Origin of the sequence: Synechococcus sp. PCC 7502, from assembly GCF_000317085.1 — a bacterium.
Taxonomy (GTDB): Bacteria; Cyanobacteriota; Cyanobacteriia; order Pseudanabaenales; family Pseudanabaenaceae; genus PCC-7502.
The window spans coordinates 171,455-192,066 of record NC_019702.1; the positions used below are offsets into that span (position 1 = coordinate 171,455).

The following is a 20,612-nucleotide window of genomic DNA, read 5'->3' on the forward strand; positions in this document are numbered from 1 at the left end:
TGATTTCTATTATTTCTTGTTACTCTTTCATAGATGCCTTAGCTAGTTTTACAGCATGCAGAAATGTCAAAACTGTCAAGGGCAAGCTCCCCACTAAAATTGTCAATGTTAAAGTAGTTCCCCACTGAGGTTCACCCGAAGCAAGTTCAAATATACAGCCAACGAAGGCGATCGCTGCAATTATGGATATACCAAGAAATAACTGAGCTTTTACATACATCCTGAAAATATATCATGCAGGGGTTTTGATTTAGCGACATGAATTAACCCAACGACTATTCAGAACCTCAAAAGTACAAGAATAGATTTAAATATTTTTATCAGTATTTTCTGGGTTGGGGTAATGGCATAATCTGAATGCCTATTTAATTAACCAAGTAAGCAAACCTTCAAATATTCTCAATTACCTCAATCAATTATCTCAATAGTTATGGAAAGAACTTTTCTAGCAGTTAAACCTGACGGCGTGCAACGTGGACTTGTAGGCAAAATTATCAGTCGCTTTGAATCAAAGGGTTTTAAACTCGTAGCACTCAAAATGCTCAAAGTCAGCCGAGACTTAGCCGAGAAACACTATGGAGAACATAAGGAAAGGTCTTTCTTCCCTGGGCTAGTTCAGTTCATTACTTCTGATCCAGTAGTGGCAATGGTTTGGGAAGGTAAAGGCGTAATTGCAGCCTCCCGTAAAATCATCGGTGTCACCAATCCCCTAAATGCAGACAACGGAACCATTAGAGGTGAGTTTGGTATTGATGTTGGACGTAATATTATTCATGGCTCCGATGCCCCTGACACCGCCGAACGGGAAATTTCTCTGTGGTTTAGTCATGATGAAATTACTAGCTGGCAGCCTTCGGTAACATCATGGGTATATGAGCAGCCTGAATAAAACCTCAGATCAAACTTTTAGAATAAACTTGACAATTCGTTACAATCTGATACATTGATTCTGTTAGACAAAATACTCTAACAAACAAATCTTTAACCTTAAATTAAGTAGAAAAATGACCACAACAGTACAAAGACGCGAAAGCGCCAGCGTATGGGAACAATTCTGCCAGTGGGTAACCAGCACCGAGAACCGCCTATACGTAGGCTGGTTTGGAGTACTAATGATTCCATGCTTACTAGCAGCAACCATTTGCTTCACCATCGCCTTCATCGCCGCCCCTCCCGTAGACATCGACGGCATCCGTGAACCAGTCAGTGGTTCCCTACTATACGGCAACAACATGATTTCCGCCGCCGTAGTACCAAGTTCCAACGCCATTGGATTGCACTTTTACCCCATTTGGGAAGCCGACAGCCTAGACGAATGGCTCTACAACGGTGGACCATACCAACTCGTAATCTTCCACTTCATCATCGGCATTTGCTGCTACATGGGAAGAGAATGGGAACTATCCTACCGCCTCGGCATGCGTCCTTGGATTGCAGTAGCATACTCTGCCCCAGTAGCTGCAGCCCTAGCCGTATTCTTAATCTACCCTATCGGACAAGGTTCATTCTCCGACGGTATGCCCCTAGGCATCTCTGGAACCTTCAACTTCATGATCGTATTCCAAGCAGAACATAACATCCTGATGCACCCCTTCCACATGTTGGGCGTAGCAGGCGTGTTCGGCGGAAGCTTATTCAGTGCCATGCACGGAAGCTTGGTAACCTCCAGCTTAATTCGTGAAACCACCGAAAACGAATCTGCAAACTATGGATACAAATTCGGACAAGAAGAAGAAACCTACAACATTGTTGCCGCCCACGGATACTTTGGACGCTTAATCTTCCAATATGCCAGCTTCAACAACAGCCGTAGCTTACACTTCTTCCTAGCACTATGGCCAGTAGTCGGTATTTGGTTCACTGCATTGGGCGTGAGCACCATGGCATTCAACCTCAACGGATTTAACTTCAACCAATCCATTGCAGACAGCCAAGGGAGAGTAGTACCAAGCTGGGCAGATGTGATCAACCGTGCTAACTTGGGTATGGAAGTAATGCATGAAAGAAATGCACATAATTTCCCACTTGACTTAGCTGCTGTAGAAGTTGCTCCTGTTGCTCTAACTGCTCCTGCGATCAATGGTTAATTTCTAATCTAGGAATAGCTAAATAATAACTAATTGAACTGAATTGAATATATTTTTAGGGGAGGGACTTCATGCCTTCCTTTTTTTTTTATCAATATGTATCTGATTATTAATTTGACTCACTCTAAAGTTTATATAGCTTCTGGCACTCGATTTTAGTTAAACTAGAGCTAATGCCAAGGCAAATATAGAAGTTAAAATAATGCAGACTTTATCTATAAATACCCCTCAGATAGATTTGAAGAATAGTACAGAGATCAATGATCAATATTCAGGAGCAATCACTCGCCGTAAAACTCGCCCTGTAAAAGTAGGCAGCGTTACTATTGGTGGGAATAACCCAGTGGTAGTGCAATCAATGATCAATGAAGATACCCTAGATATTAGTGGCTCGATTGCAGGGATTCGACGGTTGCATGAAATTGGTTGTGAAATTGTGCGAGTTACTGTGCCTAGCTTAGCTCATGCCCATGCTTTAGCTGAAATCCGAGCAGGGTTAATTCGTACCTACCAGAATGTCCCCATAGTTGCTGATGTTCACCATAACGGGATGAAAATTGCCCTAGAGGTAGCTAAACACGTTGATAAGGTTCGGATCAATCCAGGTTTATATGTGTTTGAGAAACCTAAGCCTAATCGAACTGAATATACAGCATCTGAATTTCAGGAAATTGGGGATAAAATTGCTGAAACTTTGAGTCCTTTGGTGATTTCCTTACGAGATCAGGGTAAAGCAATGAGAATAGGGGTAAATCATGGCTCTTTGGCGGAAAGAATGCTATTTACCTATGGGGATACACCTCAAGGGATGGTCGAGTCGGCGATCGAATTTATTCGCATCTGTGAAAGTTTAGATTTTCGTAATCTTGTCATTTCCCTTAAGGCTTCCCGTGTACCAGTAATGGTTGCAGCCTATAAGCTCATGGTTAAACGCATGGACGAATTAGGTATGGACTATCCTTTACATTTGGGTGTAACTGAAGCAGGGGATGGCGAATATGGCAGAATTAAGTCCACGGCAGGTATTGCCACTTTGTTATCCCAAGGTATTGGTGATACGATTCGGGTCTCCTTAACGGAAGCTCCAGAGAAAGAAATTCCTGTGTGCTATAGCATTCTTCAGGCTTTAGGGCTACGAAAGACGATGGTAGAGTATGTCGCTTGTCCATCCTGTGGTCGTACTCTGTTTAATCTGGAAGAAGTTTTACATAAGGTTCGAGAAGCTACTAAACACCTCACGGGATTAGATATTGCTGTTATGGGGTGTATTGTGAATGGTCCAGGGGAAATGGCAGATGCGGACTATGGCTATGTGGGTAAAACTCCAGGCATGATTTCTCTGTACCGTGGCAAAGAAGAAATTAAAAAAGTCCCAGAGGTAGATGGAGTATCTGAATTAATCGCATTAATTAAATCTGACGATCGCTGGGTTGATCCTTAGTTATGGATTGGAGCATGTGTGATTAATTTTTGAAATTTTATAGAGAGCGGAGAAATTGAATTAAAGCTTGGCGATCGCCTTTACTCATATTTATAAAAGCTTGCTTTGATTTTTCCGCTTCACCACCGTGCCATAAAACTGCTTCTTCTAAGGTACGGGCGCGTCCATCATGCAGGAATCCTGTACCGGGTAATACCGTCTGGGTAAGACCGATCGCCCACAGGGGAGAAGTCCGCCATTCGGTTCCAGTTGCCAAAAAATCGGGTCGATGATCGGCTAAACCTGCGCCCAGATCATGTAAAAGCAAGTCGGTGTAAGGATGGATAGTTTGATCAGAAATTGCTGCTAATTCGTGGTTACCAGTTTTTAGGGTGGGAATATGACAACTAGCACACCCACTTTGATTAAACAGGCGATCGCCCTTCTGGACTTGTTTATCTTTGATTATATTCACAGCACGGGCTGGCACCGTCAGACTTTGTGTATAAAAGGTGGCAGAGACTAACTTGGCTTCATCAATATCATTTCTGCTCTTGGAATCGGGAAATAGGGGATTAGTTACCCCCATGTCATTAAAATACGCTGCTGCTGTCTGTTGACGCAGGTTGGGCTGGTTAGCTTTTAGTCCAAATTTACCTAAGACTGTAGTTTTTTTGGAAACATCCCAAACCATATTGGGCTTCCCAGAAATGTCATCACCATTTTTATCGTTGGGATCGGCTAAAGCCAGAATGGTTTTGTCTTCCAATGCCTCTAGCAAACCCAAGCCAATGATTGGGGGCGGTAATCGTAGGGATGTTAATACTTCCGAGGGCAAAGGTTTACCGTCCGGGAGTGTGATTGTAGTTACGGGCGATCGCAATTTATAGCTAGTACCATCAGCATATTTCCCAATGGTTTCTTGCCAATTTAAAGTGACATCAGCATTAGGTGTATAGCCAAAAATAGCATGGTCACGGATTTGTGTACCTATATTCGGTACTGGTAACGCCCCACCTGTAACTTCTGTTTTTTCTTGGGGTAAGCTTACTCTGACTAAAAGTTGAGATTTAAGGGCAGTACTAGAACCAATTATGGGCATACCTCTACCATTCCGCAGATGACAACCATTACAGGAAGTGTTGTTAAATAGGGGACCTAGTCCGGGGTTTACAGAGGATGGCGCACTGACAAATACATCATTAAAAGTAGTATTAGCTTCACTATGGCGATCCAGTTCTGCGGGGGTGAGATTGGCGGCAGGATTATCAAAGGCTCTGGAAGTCCGATTAAGAATGGATGTCTGCCCTCCCGAAAAAGGATCAAGATTAACTGGTTCCGTTATCCAAGTTTGAATAGTAATGGCGGCGATCGCTGCAACCACAAATAAGATTACTACTCCTAAGATATAGGAAGACATTTTTCCATTCTTACTTTTTTGCTTGCTTTTTTTCTTGCTTATTTTAAAAAGAGAAAATGACATGATTTCAGACTTTATGAATTGACAATTAATGGCTTGACTTCCTTTTCAAAAGTTTGGTTTAAGGTTGCAACCGCATCGATCGCCTGTTTAATTTTAGGAGCAGCCTTCGGATCGGCAATGGCTTGATAAAATGGTGCAGGAATCTTGGCGATCGCTTCTAACGCAGCCTGAATTTCCCGATCCACACGGGCATCTAGCTGAGGATTAACTGAAGCAACATAGGCACTTAATCCAGATTTACCCAGAATATGCGTTTCCGTATTACCAAAATAGACATTCTGGACACAGAGAATATTATTCCTAAAATCATTGAGAGGATTAGCGATCGCATACTGAGATTCAATTAGAGAAGTATCTTTTTTGGCAAAGGGTTCACCAATTTTATTCTCTGCCACTTCTTTTGTACTATCAATAATGCCCTCGATCATTTCCTGTACGGCATCGGTTAAGGATGGATAAACAGGATTATCTCCTGCGGTAGCAAAGGAATCTCGATAGGGGGATTTATCATCAACTCCTTTTGTCCATGCGGTTAGGAGTAATTGCCCATCCTGATCTAGTACCGTGGCTAATGCCTGTAAGTATTGCAACTCCCTTGGTGTAAAATTTGAGATCGCCTTTTTACCATTGGCACCAAATAGCATAAACTCAATGGCATGATAGCCTTTTTGACTCTCCTGCAATTTGTGAACCGTTGCTGGGGTTAGCTGTGTAGAGCTATTCAGAACTTTTTGCATATCACCTTGATCGAGGGGCCATGTATCAATCGCCGCATCTAAACCAAATGACTTAGCAGGACCGATCGTAAAAGATTCTCCTTGTTCCCAATACACACGAGCAGACATCCACGCCGATTGGGCAAGCTTTAGGTTATCAGCCGTAGGGGATTTGGCTAGTTTATCTACAGCAATTTTGAGGTCTGTAGTTTTAGCTGTGAATTTTGTATAGGTGGGTATGACTACTTGATCTGCAAAGTCAACAGCAACTTGTTTAAATTTTAGCTCTGACTTTTGGTCTATGTATTGATCTATAGATACCCTATTACTCTCAATACCAGTATTAGAATTATTGGATATGGTTGATGGAGAAGTACAGGCGATCGCTAAGGCACAAACAACTACTCCTAAACCAATCGCCTTAATTATGGCTTTGTTAAAATTCATAGTTAAAATTTATATTTTTTATCTCTGGGTTTTCAAAAAAGGGAACAGATGCTTGCCCGCCAGAGAACGAAAATATAGAGTTCCCATCGTACTGAGGAACACGCAATATCCCACAATTTGCAGAGAATAGAGCTTATCTGAATAACCAAATAGAGTGGCAAAGATGATGCCGGGAAATTTGTCCGCAGGTAAGAATGCTGAAGTATCTGTAACCTGACGACCTAGGCTAAACCAGCTCACGATTTTTTGGGGTGGATCAAGGAACTCATAACTTTGAGTGGCTGTATTAAAGACTTTATCTACGGTATTCGCCAAGTCAAAAGCTGCCAAGGATGTTATTACTAAACCTGACACAATCAAAATCAGAATAATCCCTAAAACTTGAAAAAAGACGCGGATATTTAGCTTTACGCCAAACTTAAACATTGCTAGTCCAACGGCGATCGCTACTAAAATTCCAAATACACAGCCTAAGGCAGGAGCATACTGGGCTATACCTGTTTGGGCTTGATCGGGATTAAAGGTACCAGCAATAAATAAAACTGTTTCTGCCCCTTCCCTTAACACCGCCACACAAATCAGGGTAAATATTCCCCACCCAGCTTGTTGAGCCGCATCGGAGCCTAGAGCTTGTTCACATTGCAACTGTACTTGATGTCTAAGGGTTTTAGCCTGTTGCGTCATCCACAGAAGCATCCAACTTAACATGACGATTGCCGCCAAGGAAAATACCCCTTTACATAGGTAATAGACCGTACCGCTAAACCCACCAATTAATTTTTGGGCAATTACTCCCATTACACTACTGATAAATAGTCCTGCTATGGCTCCCAGATATGCCCATCTATTCAAAAATGACTGATTAGCTTTACTCAGATACGCCAGTACAATGCCTACAACTAAGGTGGCTTCTGTCCCCTCCCTCAGCACAATTAAAAAAGTGGGTAACGCTGCACTAAAATCCATAGCCTTATTCCTATTAATCTTCCGTAGTAATTAAATTTTTGATTAGCCCCAATTCCTCGGCAGAAATTGCCTTTTTGCTCACCAGATCATCAATGGTTTTGTAAGGTCTTGCCCCTTGAATTCGTTCCGACAGCGATGGTTTAGTCCCAGGTAGTTCTAATTTATCCAGTTCAGCGATCGGAGCTTTATTGACATTTATTTTTGTACTTTTACTAGTTGGATTAGTAGTTTCAGTTGCTGTACCAGATGTAGCAGAATTAGTTGTAGGTGGGTTAGGAGATTCAGTACAGGCTGTGGTCATGACTAAAATTGAAGCAATCAGGATAAATTGACGTTTTAACTGATGCTTTAAAATAGGACGGAAAAAAGACTGGAGCATTGCAATCTATAAATCTAGTTAAATTTAGTAATAATAATTCTCAATTAGATTCGCAGAAAATAAATTTTTTGTCAATGCTTATTAATAATAATATTCAGTAACTAAAAAAGTTAGTAATCCCTAAATTTAGAATATTGACTAATATCTACCTGTTAACATAAAGGCAAAAGTATCTGGGTTCAGCCCCATGAGCTTAAAAATCTATCCAAACTAACCATCAATTTCAGGTAAAAAGTAACTAAATGCAGTCAGAGACTTTAGAACTATTGGAGTGGTCACGTTTATGTCGGCATTTATCTACCTTTGCAGCTACCAAACTAGGGGCGATCGCTGCTTCCCACTTAGTAATTCCCCAATCCTATGACCGCAGCCAAGAGCTATTAACCCAGACTAAAGAGGCTTATTACCTTGAAACTAAACTATCAGGGGGACTATCCCTAGAAGGGGTGCAAGATATATCTGGGGCATTGGCACGGGCAGAAGTTCAAGGAGTTTTATCGCCCTTAGAATTATTTGCGATCGCCACCACCCTTGCGGGAGCTAGAAACCTCAGACGCAGTTTAGATAATGCTGAAAATTGCCCAGCTTTACAGGCATTGGTTAGTGATGTGCGTACCTACCCTGATTTAGAAAAAGAAATTTATCACTGCATTGAAGAAGGTGGCACAGTTTTAGAACGGGCATCGGAAAAATTAGGTAATATTCGCAGAACTTCCCATCAAGTTAGGGAAAAGATTATTAACACCTTACAGGGGATTATTCAACGCAAAAATAATGCACTCCAAGAAAATATCATTACCCAACGGGGCGATCGCTATGTATTGTCAGTCAAAGCATCCCATAAAGATCAAATTCAAGGTATAGTTCATGACGCATCGGGAAGCGGTTTAACTTTATTAATTGAACCCAGTTCTGTAGTTGCTGGGAATAATGATTTACGCCAATTAGTGGCGAGGGAACAACGGGAAATTGAAATTATCCTCACCCAACTCAGCGCAAAAGTAACAGCCGTAGCGGAAGACTTATCTCGACTTTTAGCAATTTTAACGGAAATTGATCTGGCAATCGCCCGTGCTAGATATGCCTATTGGCTCAAGGCTAACCCTCCAAATTTATCTAAATCACAGCCTCAATCCCTATCTCAAAATCCCCAATTAATCACGTTGCGAAATTTACGTCACCCGCTTTTAGTGTGGCAAGAACAGCAGGAAAGTGGCAGAACCGTTGTTCCAGTCGATATATTAATTTCTCCAGAGATTAAAGTAGTTGTAATTACTGGTCCCAATACTGGCGGCAAAACTGCAACCCTTAAAACTTTTGGATTAGCTGCAATCATGGCAAAAGCTGGTATGTTTATTCCTGCCCCTGAACCCGTGGAAATTCCGTGGTTTGATTTGATCTTGGCAGATATTGGCGATGAGCAATCCCTACAGCAAAATCTTTCAACGTTTTCGGGGCATATTCGCCGTATTGGCAGGATTTTAGAATTAATTACTCCCGCTAGTTTGGTGCTTCTCGATGAAGTGGGTGCAGGTACCGATCCCAGTGAAGGCAGTGCGATCGCTACGGCTTTATTAGAACATTTAGCCAACCATGCCAACTTAACTATTGCTACCACCCACTTTGGCGAATTAAAAACCTTAAAATACCAAAATCCGCAATTTGAAAATGCTTCGGTCGAATTTGATGATGTACAACTGGCTCCAACCTACAAACTGCTGTGGGGGATTCCCGGACGTTCCAATGCCCTAGCGATCGCCCGCCGACTAGGATTGCCTGAGGATATAATTAGTTCTGCTCAAAATCATGTGGGTTATGGTTCTAGTGAAATTAATCTGGTAATTGCTGAACTAGAAACCCAACGCCGACAACAAACTGAGAAAACCCAAGCTGCCACGATCCTATTAGCTGAAATGGAAAAACTGCATAAAGAAATAAGCGATAAATCCCAACTGCTGCGATCGCAATACCAAGAACTTAGAGCAAAACAGGAAATAGAAGTTACTGCTGCCATTAATCAAGCTAAAAAAGAAATAGCCCGAGTTATTCGTAAACTGCAAGCAGGGGATCAATCACCCCAATCCGCCCAACATGCTGACAATAGGATGACACAGATTAGCAAAATGCACCTACCTTCCCAGCAAAAACAGCCCCAAGCCAATTTAGAACCAATTAAATATATTCCTAAATTGGGAGATCAGGTCAAAATCATTAAACTCAATAAAATCGGTCAGGTATTATCAACGGGAACCAATAACTCCAACGAAATTGGCGTAAGGGTAGGGGGAATGAAGATGACAGTAAAAATTGAAGACATAGAAGCAGTAAAAGCCTAAACAGTTCACCTAATAAGTTAATCAAACCTGGGGCTAACTCTTCAGGGGCGAGTGATCGATTTCTAAGGGTTGATCACTAGCATCGACTTCTTCAGGTTCTGCACACATTTATTTCTACTTCCCCAGATTTAATTCCCTTCTACCGTCACCACATCTCCTAGTTTTAGCCCAATTTCCTTTGCCAGTCCTGCTCTAATTTCAATTACTTGATCTGTAACTACGGCATTAGCGGGATAAACCTTACAGGGTAGGCTTTTGCAAGGCTGAGCATTAGCAGAGATCGCCACCACTTTACCTTGATACAAAAACACCATATCCAATGGCACTGGCACATCTTTCATCCAAAAACCGATCGCCTGGGGTGGATTAAAGTTAAACAACATCCCTCGATCATCGGGTAGAGTTGGTCTAAACATTAAGCCCTTGGATTGTTCGGCAGTGGTTCGAGTCACTTCTAAATTAATTATGCGCCCTGCCATTTTAGCTTTGGCAGCGATTGGGAGATATTGAGCTTTATCTGTCTGGCTAATTTTCTGGGCAATTGGAGAATTTATCTTTAGATTATTCGGGTTGGCTAGAGTATCAGATATTACGTTTGATGAAGTTAGAGAGAGAATAAAAGAGCTATGGGCAGAAATTTGCATACAGCCAAAGGTTAAAAAAGTACTTAAACCTAGGGCTGTAGAGCCTAAATAGATACACACTCGCCTGTAGAATATGTCACAATTCTTAAAAGTTAAGCCAGTCATAAAATTATGTCTTTCCCTCTGTATGTTGCTTTTGTCTGGCATCAGCATCAACCCCTCTATAAAAGTCCCATCGCTGGGAAGTATCTTTTGCCGTGGGTGCGACTGCATGGTGTGAAAGATTACCTTGATTTGGTATTAATTTTAGAAAAGTTTCCCAAATTACATCAAACCGTAAATCTTGTGCCGTCACTGATTACTCAGTTGCAGGATTACATTAATGGTAGTGCATTTGATCCCTATCTAGAGCTATCCCTCACCCCAGTGGGCAGAATGGATAGATTCCAAAAACTGTTCATCATTGAGAGATTTTTTGATGCCTATCATCGTCACATGGTCGAACCCTATCCCCGCTATGCCCAGCTATTAGACCAAAAAACTCGACTGGGAGTGATCTGGTGCCTTGAACACTGGCAGGAAAATGACTACAGCGACCTTCTAGCTTGGTATAACTTGACATGGATTGATCCGCTATTTCGAGAACGAGACCCCAAAATTCAAGCTTGGTTCCAAAAAGGCAAAAATTTTACTCTTAGTGATCGCCAACTGATCTACTCTAAGCAAAAGGATATCCTTGCCCAAATTCTGCCTCAGCACCGCAAAATGCAGCAGTCAGGACAACTAGAAATCATTACTAGCCCCTATACTCACCCGATTTTGCCCTTAATTGCCGATACCAAAGCTGGCAGGGTCGCAGTTCCAGACATGATGTTACCGGGGATTAGGTTTCGCTGGGAATCGGATATTACTTTGCACTTAGATAAAGCCAAACAGATTTATAACCATTATTTTGATGCCGAGCCTCGTGGGTTATGGCCCTCAGAGCAGTCGGTTAGTCCCGCTATTCTGCCCTATGTATCTAAACAGGGATTTCAGTGGCTCTGTTCCGATGAAGGTGTACTAGGGTGGAGTTTGGGTAAATATTTCCATCGTAATGAGCATGGTCATGTTAGCGATCCCCAAGTTTTATATCAACCCTATCGTTTAGAAACTATTCATGGTGACTTAGCGATCGTATTTCGTGATCACCGCCTTTCAGATTTAATTGGCTTTAGTTATAGTTCTATGACTCCAGAGGCGGCGACAAGGGATTTATGTGAACACCTCAAAGCAATTCATACTAAATGGCAAAATAACCCAGATCGCGATCGCCCGTGGCTAGTAACGATCGCCCTTGACGGTGAAAATTGCTGGGAATATTACCCCGAAGATGGCAAGGCATTTTTAGAAACCCTTTATAGTCAGTTATCGCAAGAGGAATCGATCCGTTTAGTTACAGTTTCAGAATTTATTGAGCAGTTCCCACCCGTTGATAAAATCCCGCCACACCAATTGCATAGTGGCTCTTGGATTGACTCTAATTTCACTACTTGGATTGGCGACCCAGTTAAAAATCGGGCATGGGATTTGTTGGCAGAAGCTCGACAGGTTTTGGCAAATCATCCCGAAGCTACCCAAGAAAATAATCCCGAAGCATGGGAACATCTTTTTGCTGCCGAGGGTTCTGATTGGTTTTGGTGGTTGGGGGCGGGACATAGCTCTAGCCTCGATCACGTCTTTGATCAGCTATTTCGGGAGCATTTACAGGCACTATACCGAGCATTAAACGAACCAACTCCCACAAGTTTGCTCTATCCCCTAGAACCTCACGATATTCCCACAAATCAGCGACCAGAGAATTTTATTCATCCCATAATTAATGGCAGAGTTGACTGGCAAGATTGGCAGGGGGCGGGAAGAATTGAGGTTAATGCCCTGCGGGGAACAATGCACCAAAGCGGAATTTTCCAAAGATTGTGGTACGGATTAGATCATTTCAACTTTTACCTCCGCCTAGATTTTGCCCTGTTTCATCAGCTTGAGATTTTACCGATTCTGCACCTTTGTTGGTTTTATCCCGAACAGTCGAATTACAATAGCCCCATAGCGATCGCTGGCTTACCAGATGTTCCTCCATTAAATTATTTATTCCATCACCATCTGCGAGTTGATATGTCCACCCATGTCATAACTTTAGAGCAGGCAATTCAGGGCTACCGATGGCAAGAAATCCCAACCCATGCCAAAATGGGGTTAGATGAGTGTTTTGAGCTATCTTTACCTTGGTCTGATTTAATGACTAGTCCCGGTAATTCAGCAAGGTTAGTAATCTTGTTAACTATAGATGGCTTATTTCAAGTATCTCTGCCAGAATATACTACTATTCCTATTGATGTGCCTTAAGGAAAATCCGTGCAAAAGTCAAGCATAGAAGCAATTGTTGAACAAGCTCTCCAAGACGGCTATCTTACCCCAGCCATGGAAGCAGAGGTGGGTCGCATCTGTGACAGTGCCTTTGAGCTTTCCGTAGAAGAATACATGGCATTAGATCGACTCATGGGTAGTCTGCTCACAGGGGAGGTTGTGGCGGTGCCTCGTAAGCAGTTTATTAATGTCATGGAGGAATTAGTACTAGCTGAGTCTGTGGCAAGGGTAGCAGAAATTGAATCTGCCACGAATACCGTGCTTGATTTAGGCGATATTGCTGCCTATGCCCTGAATCGTTTACCGCCGCTCTACGCCACTACGGAAGAGGGTGCTGCCTATCAAAGAAAGCGGGCTCTAGCAGAATTACAAACCTTGATTACCCAGCAGGTCAAAGAAGCGATCGATCGCAGTTTAGATCGTCCTAAGTTTTTCCCCGAACGGGCAGGTATTGAACCTAAACCTCAAGAGGGTGTACTTTCTCAACTTAATAATCTGTTGCAAGCCTATGCTCCAGAGTTTGAGGACAAATCTCACCCCTAGAAAAATAAAAAATCATAGAAAGCAGCGCTAGAAAAATTTAGGAAAAAAAATAGAGTCAAGACTATGAACCTAACGGAAATTTTAGAACCGATCGCCCAAGTATTCAAAAACTTAGGTGTGCCAGAGCCAGTGGTGCATTGGGGGCATCCATTTTTTATGTCCATTGTTATATTCATGATGGGAAGCTTTGTCGGCTTAGCGGGTTGGCGGGGTCGCTTGGTGACAGATACGAATGTTGCCCTCAAAAGTCGAGATGATCATCGCAAATTAGCACCTTTAATGACAGCTTTTTTAGCGGCGGGCTATACTGGCGGGCTACTGTCTTTAGTAATGCAGGGTAAGCCTTTACTGGAAAGTCCTCATTTCTTGACTGGTTCGGCTGTACTAATTTTACTATTTACCAATGCTGCAATTTCCCTATCTGGATTTGGAGGAAATAAACCATTGCTGCGTAATGCACATGCTTATTTAGGAAGTGCAACGCTAGCTTTATTGTTTTTCCATGCTGCCCTTGGACTTAAGTTAGGCTTGGCAATTTAGTTAGCTATTTGCTTATTTTTGAGAACATCTTGAGTAGTAAAACAAAGGATTCTGTTATTTCTTCAAGCTGATAATTTGCGATCTAAAGTCCTTATGGTAGACTACTCATCACAAACCCAACAGTTAGACTGTGGGTAGTTTTTGCTTTTAAGTTAATCAAAATTCGCTAATAATATGTTGCGATCGCTCAAAGTTACTAATGGTTGGCTTAAAAGAGTTAAGCAAGCTCTGAGCCGCTATGATTTCTCTAGTCAAAAAGCTTTAGCGGAAGAATTAGAAATTTCACCCCGTAAAACCAGTGACTTTTTTAATGGTAAGTCTGTTGACTATGAAGTCTTTGTAGCAATATGCGAAAGATTAGGGCTGGAGTGGCAAAAAGTCGCAAAAGTTAGTCCCGACCTGATTAAACCTAAGGAACCAAAGCCAATAAAACCTGAAGTTGCAACCACAATTTCAAGTTCTATAGATAGCCTGGCAGAGCCACTTCCCCAAAATGATGGTATTCCTAAGTTGGCTTCAAGTTTATTTAGGGCTTTTGACACGCAACCACCGATCGCCCAGAAAAAATTTATTAATGTTTCAATTCCTCTAGAACCTGCTAAGGATTTTATTGATTTAGAGCAATCACCAGAGTTATCAGAAAATTCACCCGTAAATATATCTGAAAATTTAACTGATTTAGGAATTGAAGAAACATCGGAACCTGAATCTAGCTTTGACAATCAAGCTGATCAAATTCCCGCAGCGATCGCTGAACCATCTGTTCTTCCTGTTGTAGATGAAATACATGAGGTCACTATTGATGAGATTAATAAGAGTCCAAATGACCACATAGAGACAATATCAAAAGAAATATCAGAGGAGATAAAAGAAGAGCCAGAAGTTCCAACTGCCGAAGAAGGAAATCAGTTATTAGAAGTGGATTTGGCAATAGATTTAGAAATTGCTTCCGAGCCAGTTCTCGCTACAACAATTAGCCCCGCCACCATTTCCCAACTCCAAGATTTACTGGGCATAGTTACAGATAAGCAGGAAGAGGTTAATGAGGTTACGGAAAATTTGAATGCACCGACGCAAGAACTGCAAAAATCTGACCTCCCAGAATCTAATGCCCAAAAAACTGATTTAAGTAATGTAAGTCCAAAAAATACGGCAAATATCTTAAACTCTGGGTTAACTAACACCGATGATTTAGAGCCAATTCTCACGGCTTTTTATGACTCCTGTAAAGCGCAAAACTGGGACTTGGCAGCCGCTATAGTTAATGGCATTAATTTGGCTCACATAAAAAAAACCTCTGATCTCACTTTACTCCTAGACCTATATAATCAATTGCTACCTTTGAAATGGCAGGATGGAGCCCAAAAAGTTAGCGATCAACCCAGTCACTGGCAGATTTTATTCAATGCGGGGATGGCAGCTTTATATTTAGAAAAATTCAATGATGCGGTAACTTATTTAGAAACCAGCTTAGCGATCGCTAATAGTACACTTCTAAAAATTAAAGCCTTAAATGCTCTAGGACTTGTATATCAAGCAGTTGCCCAGTATCAAAGTGCAATCAAATACTTCCAACAGGCACAATCTTTAGCTCAAGAGGGATCAGAACATTACTTGCAATTACAAGCTCTAAGTAACTTAGGTAACGCCTATTATAGTTTACGTCAATATCGTACGGCGATCGCCTATTATCTGGAGTTTTTACAGTTGGCAAATGAAGAGGAAGCCAGTGAAGTCGAGTTCTCCACCATTGGTAATCTTGGCAATGCCTACTACAACTTAGGCGAATATCAAACTGCAATCGTCTATCAACAAAAATATCTGGAAATTGCCCGTGCGATCAGTAGTTCTGAAAAAGAAGCAGGTTGTCTCGTCAGCTTAGGTTTTGCCTACTATGCTCTGGGCTTATACCAAACTGCGATCGAACACTACCAAAATGCTAAGGTGATCGCCGATCAACTGTCCTATAAACGCCTACAAGTATCAATATTTTCTGGTTTAGGTCTCAGCTATCAAGCTCTCAAAAATTCTGCCACTGCTGTTGCCTGTTTCCATAAATGCTTAGAAATTGCTCGACAACTAGGCGATCGCTCTGCCGAGGTTAAAGCTCTATATAATTTACGCAAAGCCAGCCTTACTCCAAGTCGCTAATCATCAAATCTCTGGTCATCATACTTTTGACCATCAAGTTGCTCCTTATCAAATCTCTGAGTATCAAATTGTGGAAAACCATAGGAGTTATCCTCAGTTTCTATTTTTCTTTTACGCTCAAAATGATCAAAAATAATCCGACCGACTCCTGCCAATGGTGGTGCAATCAAAGCCCCAACCACACCTAATAATTCCGCACCCACAATAATTGACAGCAATAACTCAAAGGGATCAAGATTTAGGTATGGACCCACTAGCCAAGGTTGTAAGATCCAAGCTTCAATTTGCTGCAATAGAAAGGAAATACCAATCACTAAACCAACTTTAACAAGTCCTAAACTCCATGCGGCAATTACCATAGGAATTAGCCCTAAAATTGGTCCCACAAATGGAATTAAATTAGCAACTGCAACTAATAAACTTAATCCTCCCGCAAATTCCACGCCCACAAATATTAAAGCTAAGTAAGTGCAGAACCCTAAAAGTGCAGATGTGCCAATTCTCCCTAGAACGTATGCTCCTAAGCAGCGATTAATAGGAGGCATGAGTACATATACTTCACTTCTAACTTTTTCTGAAAAAGGTCTTAGTACTCTGCGGGTTAACTCCTTGGAATTAATTACCATATAACCCGTAATTAACATGGTCAGTAAAATAATTCCCAACGTATTAATTAAGCCAAAGGTAAAGCCAACGGTTTGATTGGCAATTTCTCTGCCTAGATTTTGGATTTGATCAAGTACTGTACTTGATCGCAAAAACTCTTGAATTTGTTGGGCATTGACATTCAGGAAAGGAATATTCGTTACATTAATTTGTGAAACTAAATTGGGAACTTGAGTTAAAAACTGCCCTAATTCAACAATCAACTGTGGCGCAGGGGCAATAGTTAATAAAATAATTAATAGTAAGGCAGAGTAAATAACTACGACTCCTAAGCCTCTTCTAATCTTATATTTCTCCATTTGCTCTAGGAGCGGAGTAATTGCTGAGGCAAAAAATAAACTTACTAGTAATAACTGAATTGTTTGTTTTAATCGCCATACCAGATAAATTCCAAGTAAAGCGATCGCCCCACGTTGAAGATATTTCCAGACTTCTTCCTTACTAACCATGAATTAATCACTTAAAAACGTGAGTACTACTAGTAAAACTTACAAAGGGATAAACCCAACCTGTCGTACAATTTCCTGTCCAACCTGAGATAAAGCCAAATCAATAAATTCTTTTACAACTGGACTGGTCTGCTTTTTAGCCACTAATAAAACCACTCGACTAATTGGATAAACCCCAGTTTTGACCGCATTAACATCCGTTGGAGCAACGCCATCAATCGGGACAATTCTTACTATCTCTTGATTTACAGCCTGCTGCACGGTGCTATAGCCGATCCCATTTTTGCCTAAAGCCCGTAACATTGGCGTGGTTTCATCATGGGGCAAAGTTGTAAAATCTTTACTATCTGGAGCAAAATCACCACCAAGCAATACCGCATCTTTAAAGAATGTTCGAGTGCCACTTTCTGTAGCCCTGTTAATAACTTTAATGGGTTGCTTAGCTCCTCCCACCTGTTCCCAGTTGGTGATAGTGCCTTGAAATATTCCGCGCAATTGATTTAAGGTCAATCCACCTTTGTAGGGGTTATCTATACCCACGACTACTGCCAAGGCATCCCGTGCCACTGGTACCCCCAGCAACCCAGATTGAATTTCTTCAGCTTTTAGGGGACGAGAACAAGCAGCGATGTTAACAATGCCTTGCATCAGGTTTTTTAGCCCCGCATTTGTACCATTAGGTCGACCATCGGGAACTCCAAAGGTGGAAGGAATATTTAGGTTAACCTGAGCATAAGCCAATTGTAAGCGTTTGATCAAAGCCACCATAGTCACACTCCCGTCCATATTTAAAACCTGTGGATTCGGTAAAGATGTATCCAGTGCTGCTGTGGTTGAATTTGGGGGAGCGGGAGTCGGGTCTTTAGAAACTGGAGGAACTGGATTGACGGTGCTAGCTGGATTCGGTGTAATTACCTGCTGCAAACCATTGGGATTATTTCTGGTAAAGAACCAATAACCTCCACCTGCCAAGCCTGCGGTGATCAGAACAGTTAGCCCCAGTACTAAGCCTTCGTTTCCACTTCTTGCCATAGATAGTATTAATTTTAAGGTTATTAACTTAAAGTTGTTAGCCTAGAGAACTACTGCATATTTTAGTAGGTTAATAGGACAGTAACCTAAGTTTCATTAAAAGTATCCTTTAAAACTGTGCGGGCTGCCAATTGACTACGGGTGGATGCTAAAATTTCTGCCTCTCGCCTTAGCCTCGCCGTAGTATCTTGGGTTTCCAGTAAAGCCTGTTGCTCCATACTGGCACCATGAAAATTGCTGGCAATCCAGTAGGACAATTCAATGGGGCTGCGGGGAATCTGGGGTAATTCTATTTCCTGCTCCGTTAGTTTTTGCGATAGCCGCACTACATCATCTAGTAGTTCTCGTACTTCTGTTGCTAAGAGAAATGGACTTTCATCACTGGGCTGATCCTCAATCCATTCAACTAACCCAACGCGAAATGGTTTTTCCCGAACATACTCTAAAACTCTAAATCGCTGTTGTCCAATGGTCAGAATCTTAAATCGATCGTCTGGGAGGCGATGATACTGTAAAATTTGGGCGCAACACCCCACATTGCTAGGTTGATTAGTTTCAGGGTTCCACATAACTACGCCAAAGATGCGATCGCTCTCTAGGACTGTATTAATCATCATGCGATACCGAAATTCAAATATATGTAGCGGCAATGACTGCCCTGGGAACAATACCACTTCTGGTAAGGGAAACAAAGGCAATTCTCGGACTGAAATGGAAGAGGTTGAAGTCATTGCGGTTGAAGCCTTAGGTGAATATACAGGAAATAGAAGTTAAATAAGCTTAATGAAACTTGACATGATGTATATAGACTAACACCTCTGATAATTATTTGATTACCGCTTTACCCATGCGGGAGAGATCAAGTTTTTGGGAAAGCTCATCTTTAACTCGAGCTAAAATTGACGCTTCATCAAGACTAGACAAGATTCTACTAACTACAGCTTTAGGTCCTTGCTCGCCCCATGTGGCTCCATTCGCTAAATATTCTTTCGTAACTAAGCCGATCGCATAGCTAGAAACTCCCGCCACACTTGCCTGCATAATGCCCACAGAAATATATAGCCCCGCCGTTAAACCACCCGTAGCAACACTAGAAACCCCAAATAAAGCTTTGAGTGATCCTAAGCCTAGGGTAGTTAATAATTCACTGGCAGTAATCCCACCCATACCCATGGCAATTTTCTGCATCAAGGCGATCGCTCCCTGTTGATTCATCGAAATGCCATAGAGCTTAGATAATGCCAAAATCATGGACACATCAATTATGGCTGTACTAACTAGATCAATAACTGTAACTGGACTAACAGCGATCGCCACAGCCTGGGTAATTACGGCATTCCAAATAATTTTATTTGCCCGTCGATCTCGGATGGACATTTTACGCTGAATCACCTGCTCATGGACATTATCAGCAAAAATCATAGAATTTAGAGCCACTAAAGACTTACCCTCTCGATCCAAGACTTCTAGAATCTTGACCTGCAAATCTTCAATCTGGGGTTTTCCCGCTACGAGTTCGGCTTGCACAGAGCCATCATCCTGCATAATTGCCTTTGGCACTAGGGGAGAAGCTGCGGTCATCACAATTTCCTCTGGGGAAAGTAGCTGTTTCACCCGTTCATCTCGAATTTTGGTGTAAATGGCTTGGCGATCGGCAGTGGGGTACTGATCGGTTTTATTAAATACCAATAAAATCGGCTTACTTGCCAATCTCAACTGCGATAAAGCCTCATACTCTACCTTAGTCATATCACCAGCAATGACAAACAAAATTAAATCTGCCTGTTGTGCCACTGACTTTGCTAACTGTTCCCTTGCTTCCCCATCTACTTCATCAATGCCTGGGGTATCTATTAATTCAATTCTTGCCGACCCCAGACTTTTGAGCGATACCCGTAAAATTTCCTGATTCTTAAATCCCGCAATTTTTTCCCGAGATATTTGCCAGTTGGCACTTTGTTGCGATCGCGTTACCCCATGCACTGCCCCTGTCGCAAACACATTTTCCCCTAATAGAGCATTGAGAACTGAAGACTTACCACGCCCCACCATCCCAAATACGGCAATTTGAATTACCATCTGTTCCAACTTTTCTAACATTTGTTGTAGTTCGGCAATCTCTGGCTCTAGCCCTTGTCTCTCTCTGGGGGTTAGGTCTAATTTTCCTACTAAATCTCGCAGGGTACGCTGAGCCTGACGGTAGTTTAACTCTGTACGAATTTGGTCGAAATCATTATAGTTAGAAGAGTTAGAATTGGTAGGCATAAAATTTCTACATGAATGGAACCAGTTATATCACTCAATTGTCTATTATCTAGGTACTAGCAGCTATCCTTAAAAACTAGCAAATCCAATTAAAAGATCATCTTAAATTTAGTGTATATTCACAGACTAGCACCCGCAAAAA

At 41.8% G+C, this 20,612-nt stretch carries 18 protein-coding genes; 8 read left to right on the top strand and 10 right to left on the bottom strand.

Going from position 1 to position 20,612, the window contains the following annotated elements:
- Positions 1-19 precede the first annotated feature (19 nt).
- Entirely contained in the window at positions 20-220 is a 201-nt protein-coding gene (locus SYN7502_RS00855) for a hypothetical protein (protein WP_015167004.1), read from the bottom strand.
- A 210-nt stretch (positions 221-430) separates the two neighbouring features.
- Here SYN7502_RS00855 and ndk point away from each other — a divergent pair, with 210 nt between their 5' ends.
- The 3 genes from ndk (at position 431) to ispG (ending at position 3,528) form a co-directional block, all read left to right on the top strand.
- Positions 431-889, top strand: a complete 459-nt coding sequence (gene ndk, locus SYN7502_RS00860) for a nucleoside-diphosphate kinase (protein ID WP_015167005.1) — start codon at positions 431-433, stop codon at positions 887-889.
- Positions 890-1,004: 115 nt separating this feature from the next.
- Positions 1,005-2,087, top strand: a complete 1,083-nt coding sequence (psbA, locus tag SYN7502_RS00865) for a photosystem II q(b) protein (protein WP_015167006.1) — start codon at positions 1,005-1,007, stop codon at positions 2,085-2,087.
- Positions 2,088-2,289: 202 nt separating this feature from the next.
- On the top strand, positions 2,290-3,528 hold the full coding sequence (ispG, locus tag SYN7502_RS00870; RefSeq protein ID WP_015167007.1) for a (E)-4-hydroxy-3-methylbut-2-enyl-diphosphate synthase: 1,239 nt from the start codon (positions 2,290-2,292) through the stop codon (positions 3,526-3,528).
- Positions 3,529-3,565: 37 nt separating this feature from the next.
- Here ispG and SYN7502_RS00875 read toward each other — a convergent pair whose 3' ends face one another.
- The 4 genes from SYN7502_RS00875 to SYN7502_RS00890 all read right to left on the bottom strand — a co-directional run bounded on the left by SYN7502_RS00875 (position 3,566) and on the right by SYN7502_RS00890 (position 7,498).
- Positions 3,566-4,927 carry a di-heme oxidoreductase family protein gene (locus SYN7502_RS00875; RefSeq protein WP_015167008.1) on the bottom strand — a complete coding sequence of 454 codons (1,362 nt, stop codon included), beginning with the start codon at positions 4,925-4,927 and terminating at the stop codon, positions 3,566-3,568.
- 74 nt (positions 4,928-5,001) lie between these two features.
- Positions 5,002-6,153, bottom strand: a complete 1,152-nt coding sequence (locus SYN7502_RS00880; RefSeq protein ID WP_015167009.1) for an imelysin family protein — start codon at positions 6,151-6,153, stop codon at positions 5,002-5,004.
- Between the two features lie 18 nt (positions 6,154-6,171).
- Positions 6,172-7,119 carry an FTR1 family iron permease gene (locus SYN7502_RS00885; protein WP_015167010.1) on the bottom strand — a complete coding sequence of 316 codons (948 nt, stop codon included), beginning with the start codon at positions 7,117-7,119 and terminating at the stop codon, positions 6,172-6,174.
- 13 nt (positions 7,120-7,132) lie between these two features.
- A complete protein-coding gene (locus SYN7502_RS00890; protein ID WP_015167011.1) occupies positions 7,133-7,498 on the bottom strand; it encodes a ComEA family DNA-binding protein in 366 nt (121 codons plus the stop codon).
- A gap of 242 nt (positions 7,499-7,740) precedes the next feature.
- Here SYN7502_RS00890 and SYN7502_RS00895 point away from each other — a divergent pair, with 242 nt between their 5' ends.
- On the top strand, positions 7,741-9,834 hold the full coding sequence (locus tag SYN7502_RS00895) for an endonuclease MutS2 (RefSeq protein ID WP_015167012.1): 2,094 nt from the start codon (positions 7,741-7,743) through the stop codon (positions 9,832-9,834).
- Positions 9,835-9,962: 128 nt separating this feature from the next.
- On the opposite strand, the gene SYN7502_RS00900 is transcribed toward SYN7502_RS00895, so the two are convergent.
- On the bottom strand, positions 9,963-10,583 hold the full coding sequence (locus SYN7502_RS00900) for a DUF192 domain-containing protein (protein ID WP_015167013.1): 621 nt from the start codon (positions 10,581-10,583) through the stop codon (positions 9,963-9,965).
- 6 nt (positions 10,584-10,589) lie between these two features.
- On the opposite strand from SYN7502_RS00900, the gene SYN7502_RS00905 reads away from it, so the two are divergent.
- The 4 genes from SYN7502_RS00905 (at position 10,590) to SYN7502_RS00920 (ending at position 16,058) form a co-directional block, all read left to right on the top strand.
- Positions 10,590-12,803: a glycoside hydrolase family 57 protein gene (locus SYN7502_RS00905; RefSeq protein ID WP_015167014.1), complete on the top strand. Its 2,214-nt coding sequence runs from the start codon at positions 10,590-10,592 to the stop codon at positions 12,801-12,803.
- A gap of 9 nt (positions 12,804-12,812) precedes the next feature.
- Positions 12,813-13,367 carry a late competence development ComFB family protein gene (locus SYN7502_RS00910; RefSeq protein ID WP_015167015.1) on the top strand — a complete coding sequence of 185 codons (555 nt, stop codon included), beginning with the start codon at positions 12,813-12,815 and terminating at the stop codon, positions 13,365-13,367.
- 63 nt (positions 13,368-13,430) lie between these two features.
- On the top strand, positions 13,431-13,907 hold the full coding sequence (locus SYN7502_RS00915) for a DUF4079 domain-containing protein (RefSeq protein WP_015167016.1): 477 nt from the start codon (positions 13,431-13,433) through the stop codon (positions 13,905-13,907).
- Positions 13,908-14,081: 174 nt separating this feature from the next.
- Positions 14,082-16,058 (top strand): tetratricopeptide repeat protein, encoded by a 1,977-nt coding sequence (locus SYN7502_RS00920; RefSeq protein ID WP_015167017.1) that lies wholly within the window; start codon positions 14,082-14,084, stop codon positions 16,056-16,058.
- On the opposite strand, the gene SYN7502_RS00925 is transcribed toward SYN7502_RS00920, so the two are convergent.
- The 4 genes from SYN7502_RS00925 to SYN7502_RS00940 all read right to left on the bottom strand — a co-directional run bounded on the left by SYN7502_RS00925 (position 16,055) and on the right by SYN7502_RS00940 (position 20,470).
- Entirely contained in the window at positions 16,055-17,173 is a 1,119-nt protein-coding gene (locus SYN7502_RS00925; RefSeq protein WP_015167018.1) for an AI-2E family transporter, read from the bottom strand. The genes SYN7502_RS00920 and SYN7502_RS00925 overlap by 4 nt on opposite strands.
- 39 nt (positions 17,174-17,212) lie before the next feature.
- Positions 17,213-18,205, bottom strand: a complete 993-nt coding sequence (locus SYN7502_RS00930; protein WP_015167019.1) for a phosphate ABC transporter substrate-binding protein — start codon at positions 18,203-18,205, stop codon at positions 17,213-17,215.
- 86 nt (positions 18,206-18,291) lie between these two features.
- Positions 18,292-18,936, bottom strand: a complete 645-nt coding sequence (locus SYN7502_RS00935) for an LON peptidase substrate-binding domain-containing protein (RefSeq protein ID WP_015167020.1) — start codon at positions 18,934-18,936, stop codon at positions 18,292-18,294.
- A gap of 94 nt (positions 18,937-19,030) precedes the next feature.
- On the bottom strand, positions 19,031-20,470 hold the full coding sequence (locus SYN7502_RS00940) for a GTP-binding protein (RefSeq protein ID WP_015167021.1): 1,440 nt from the start codon (positions 20,468-20,470) through the stop codon (positions 19,031-19,033).
- Between the last annotated feature and the right edge of the window lie 142 nt (positions 20,471-20,612).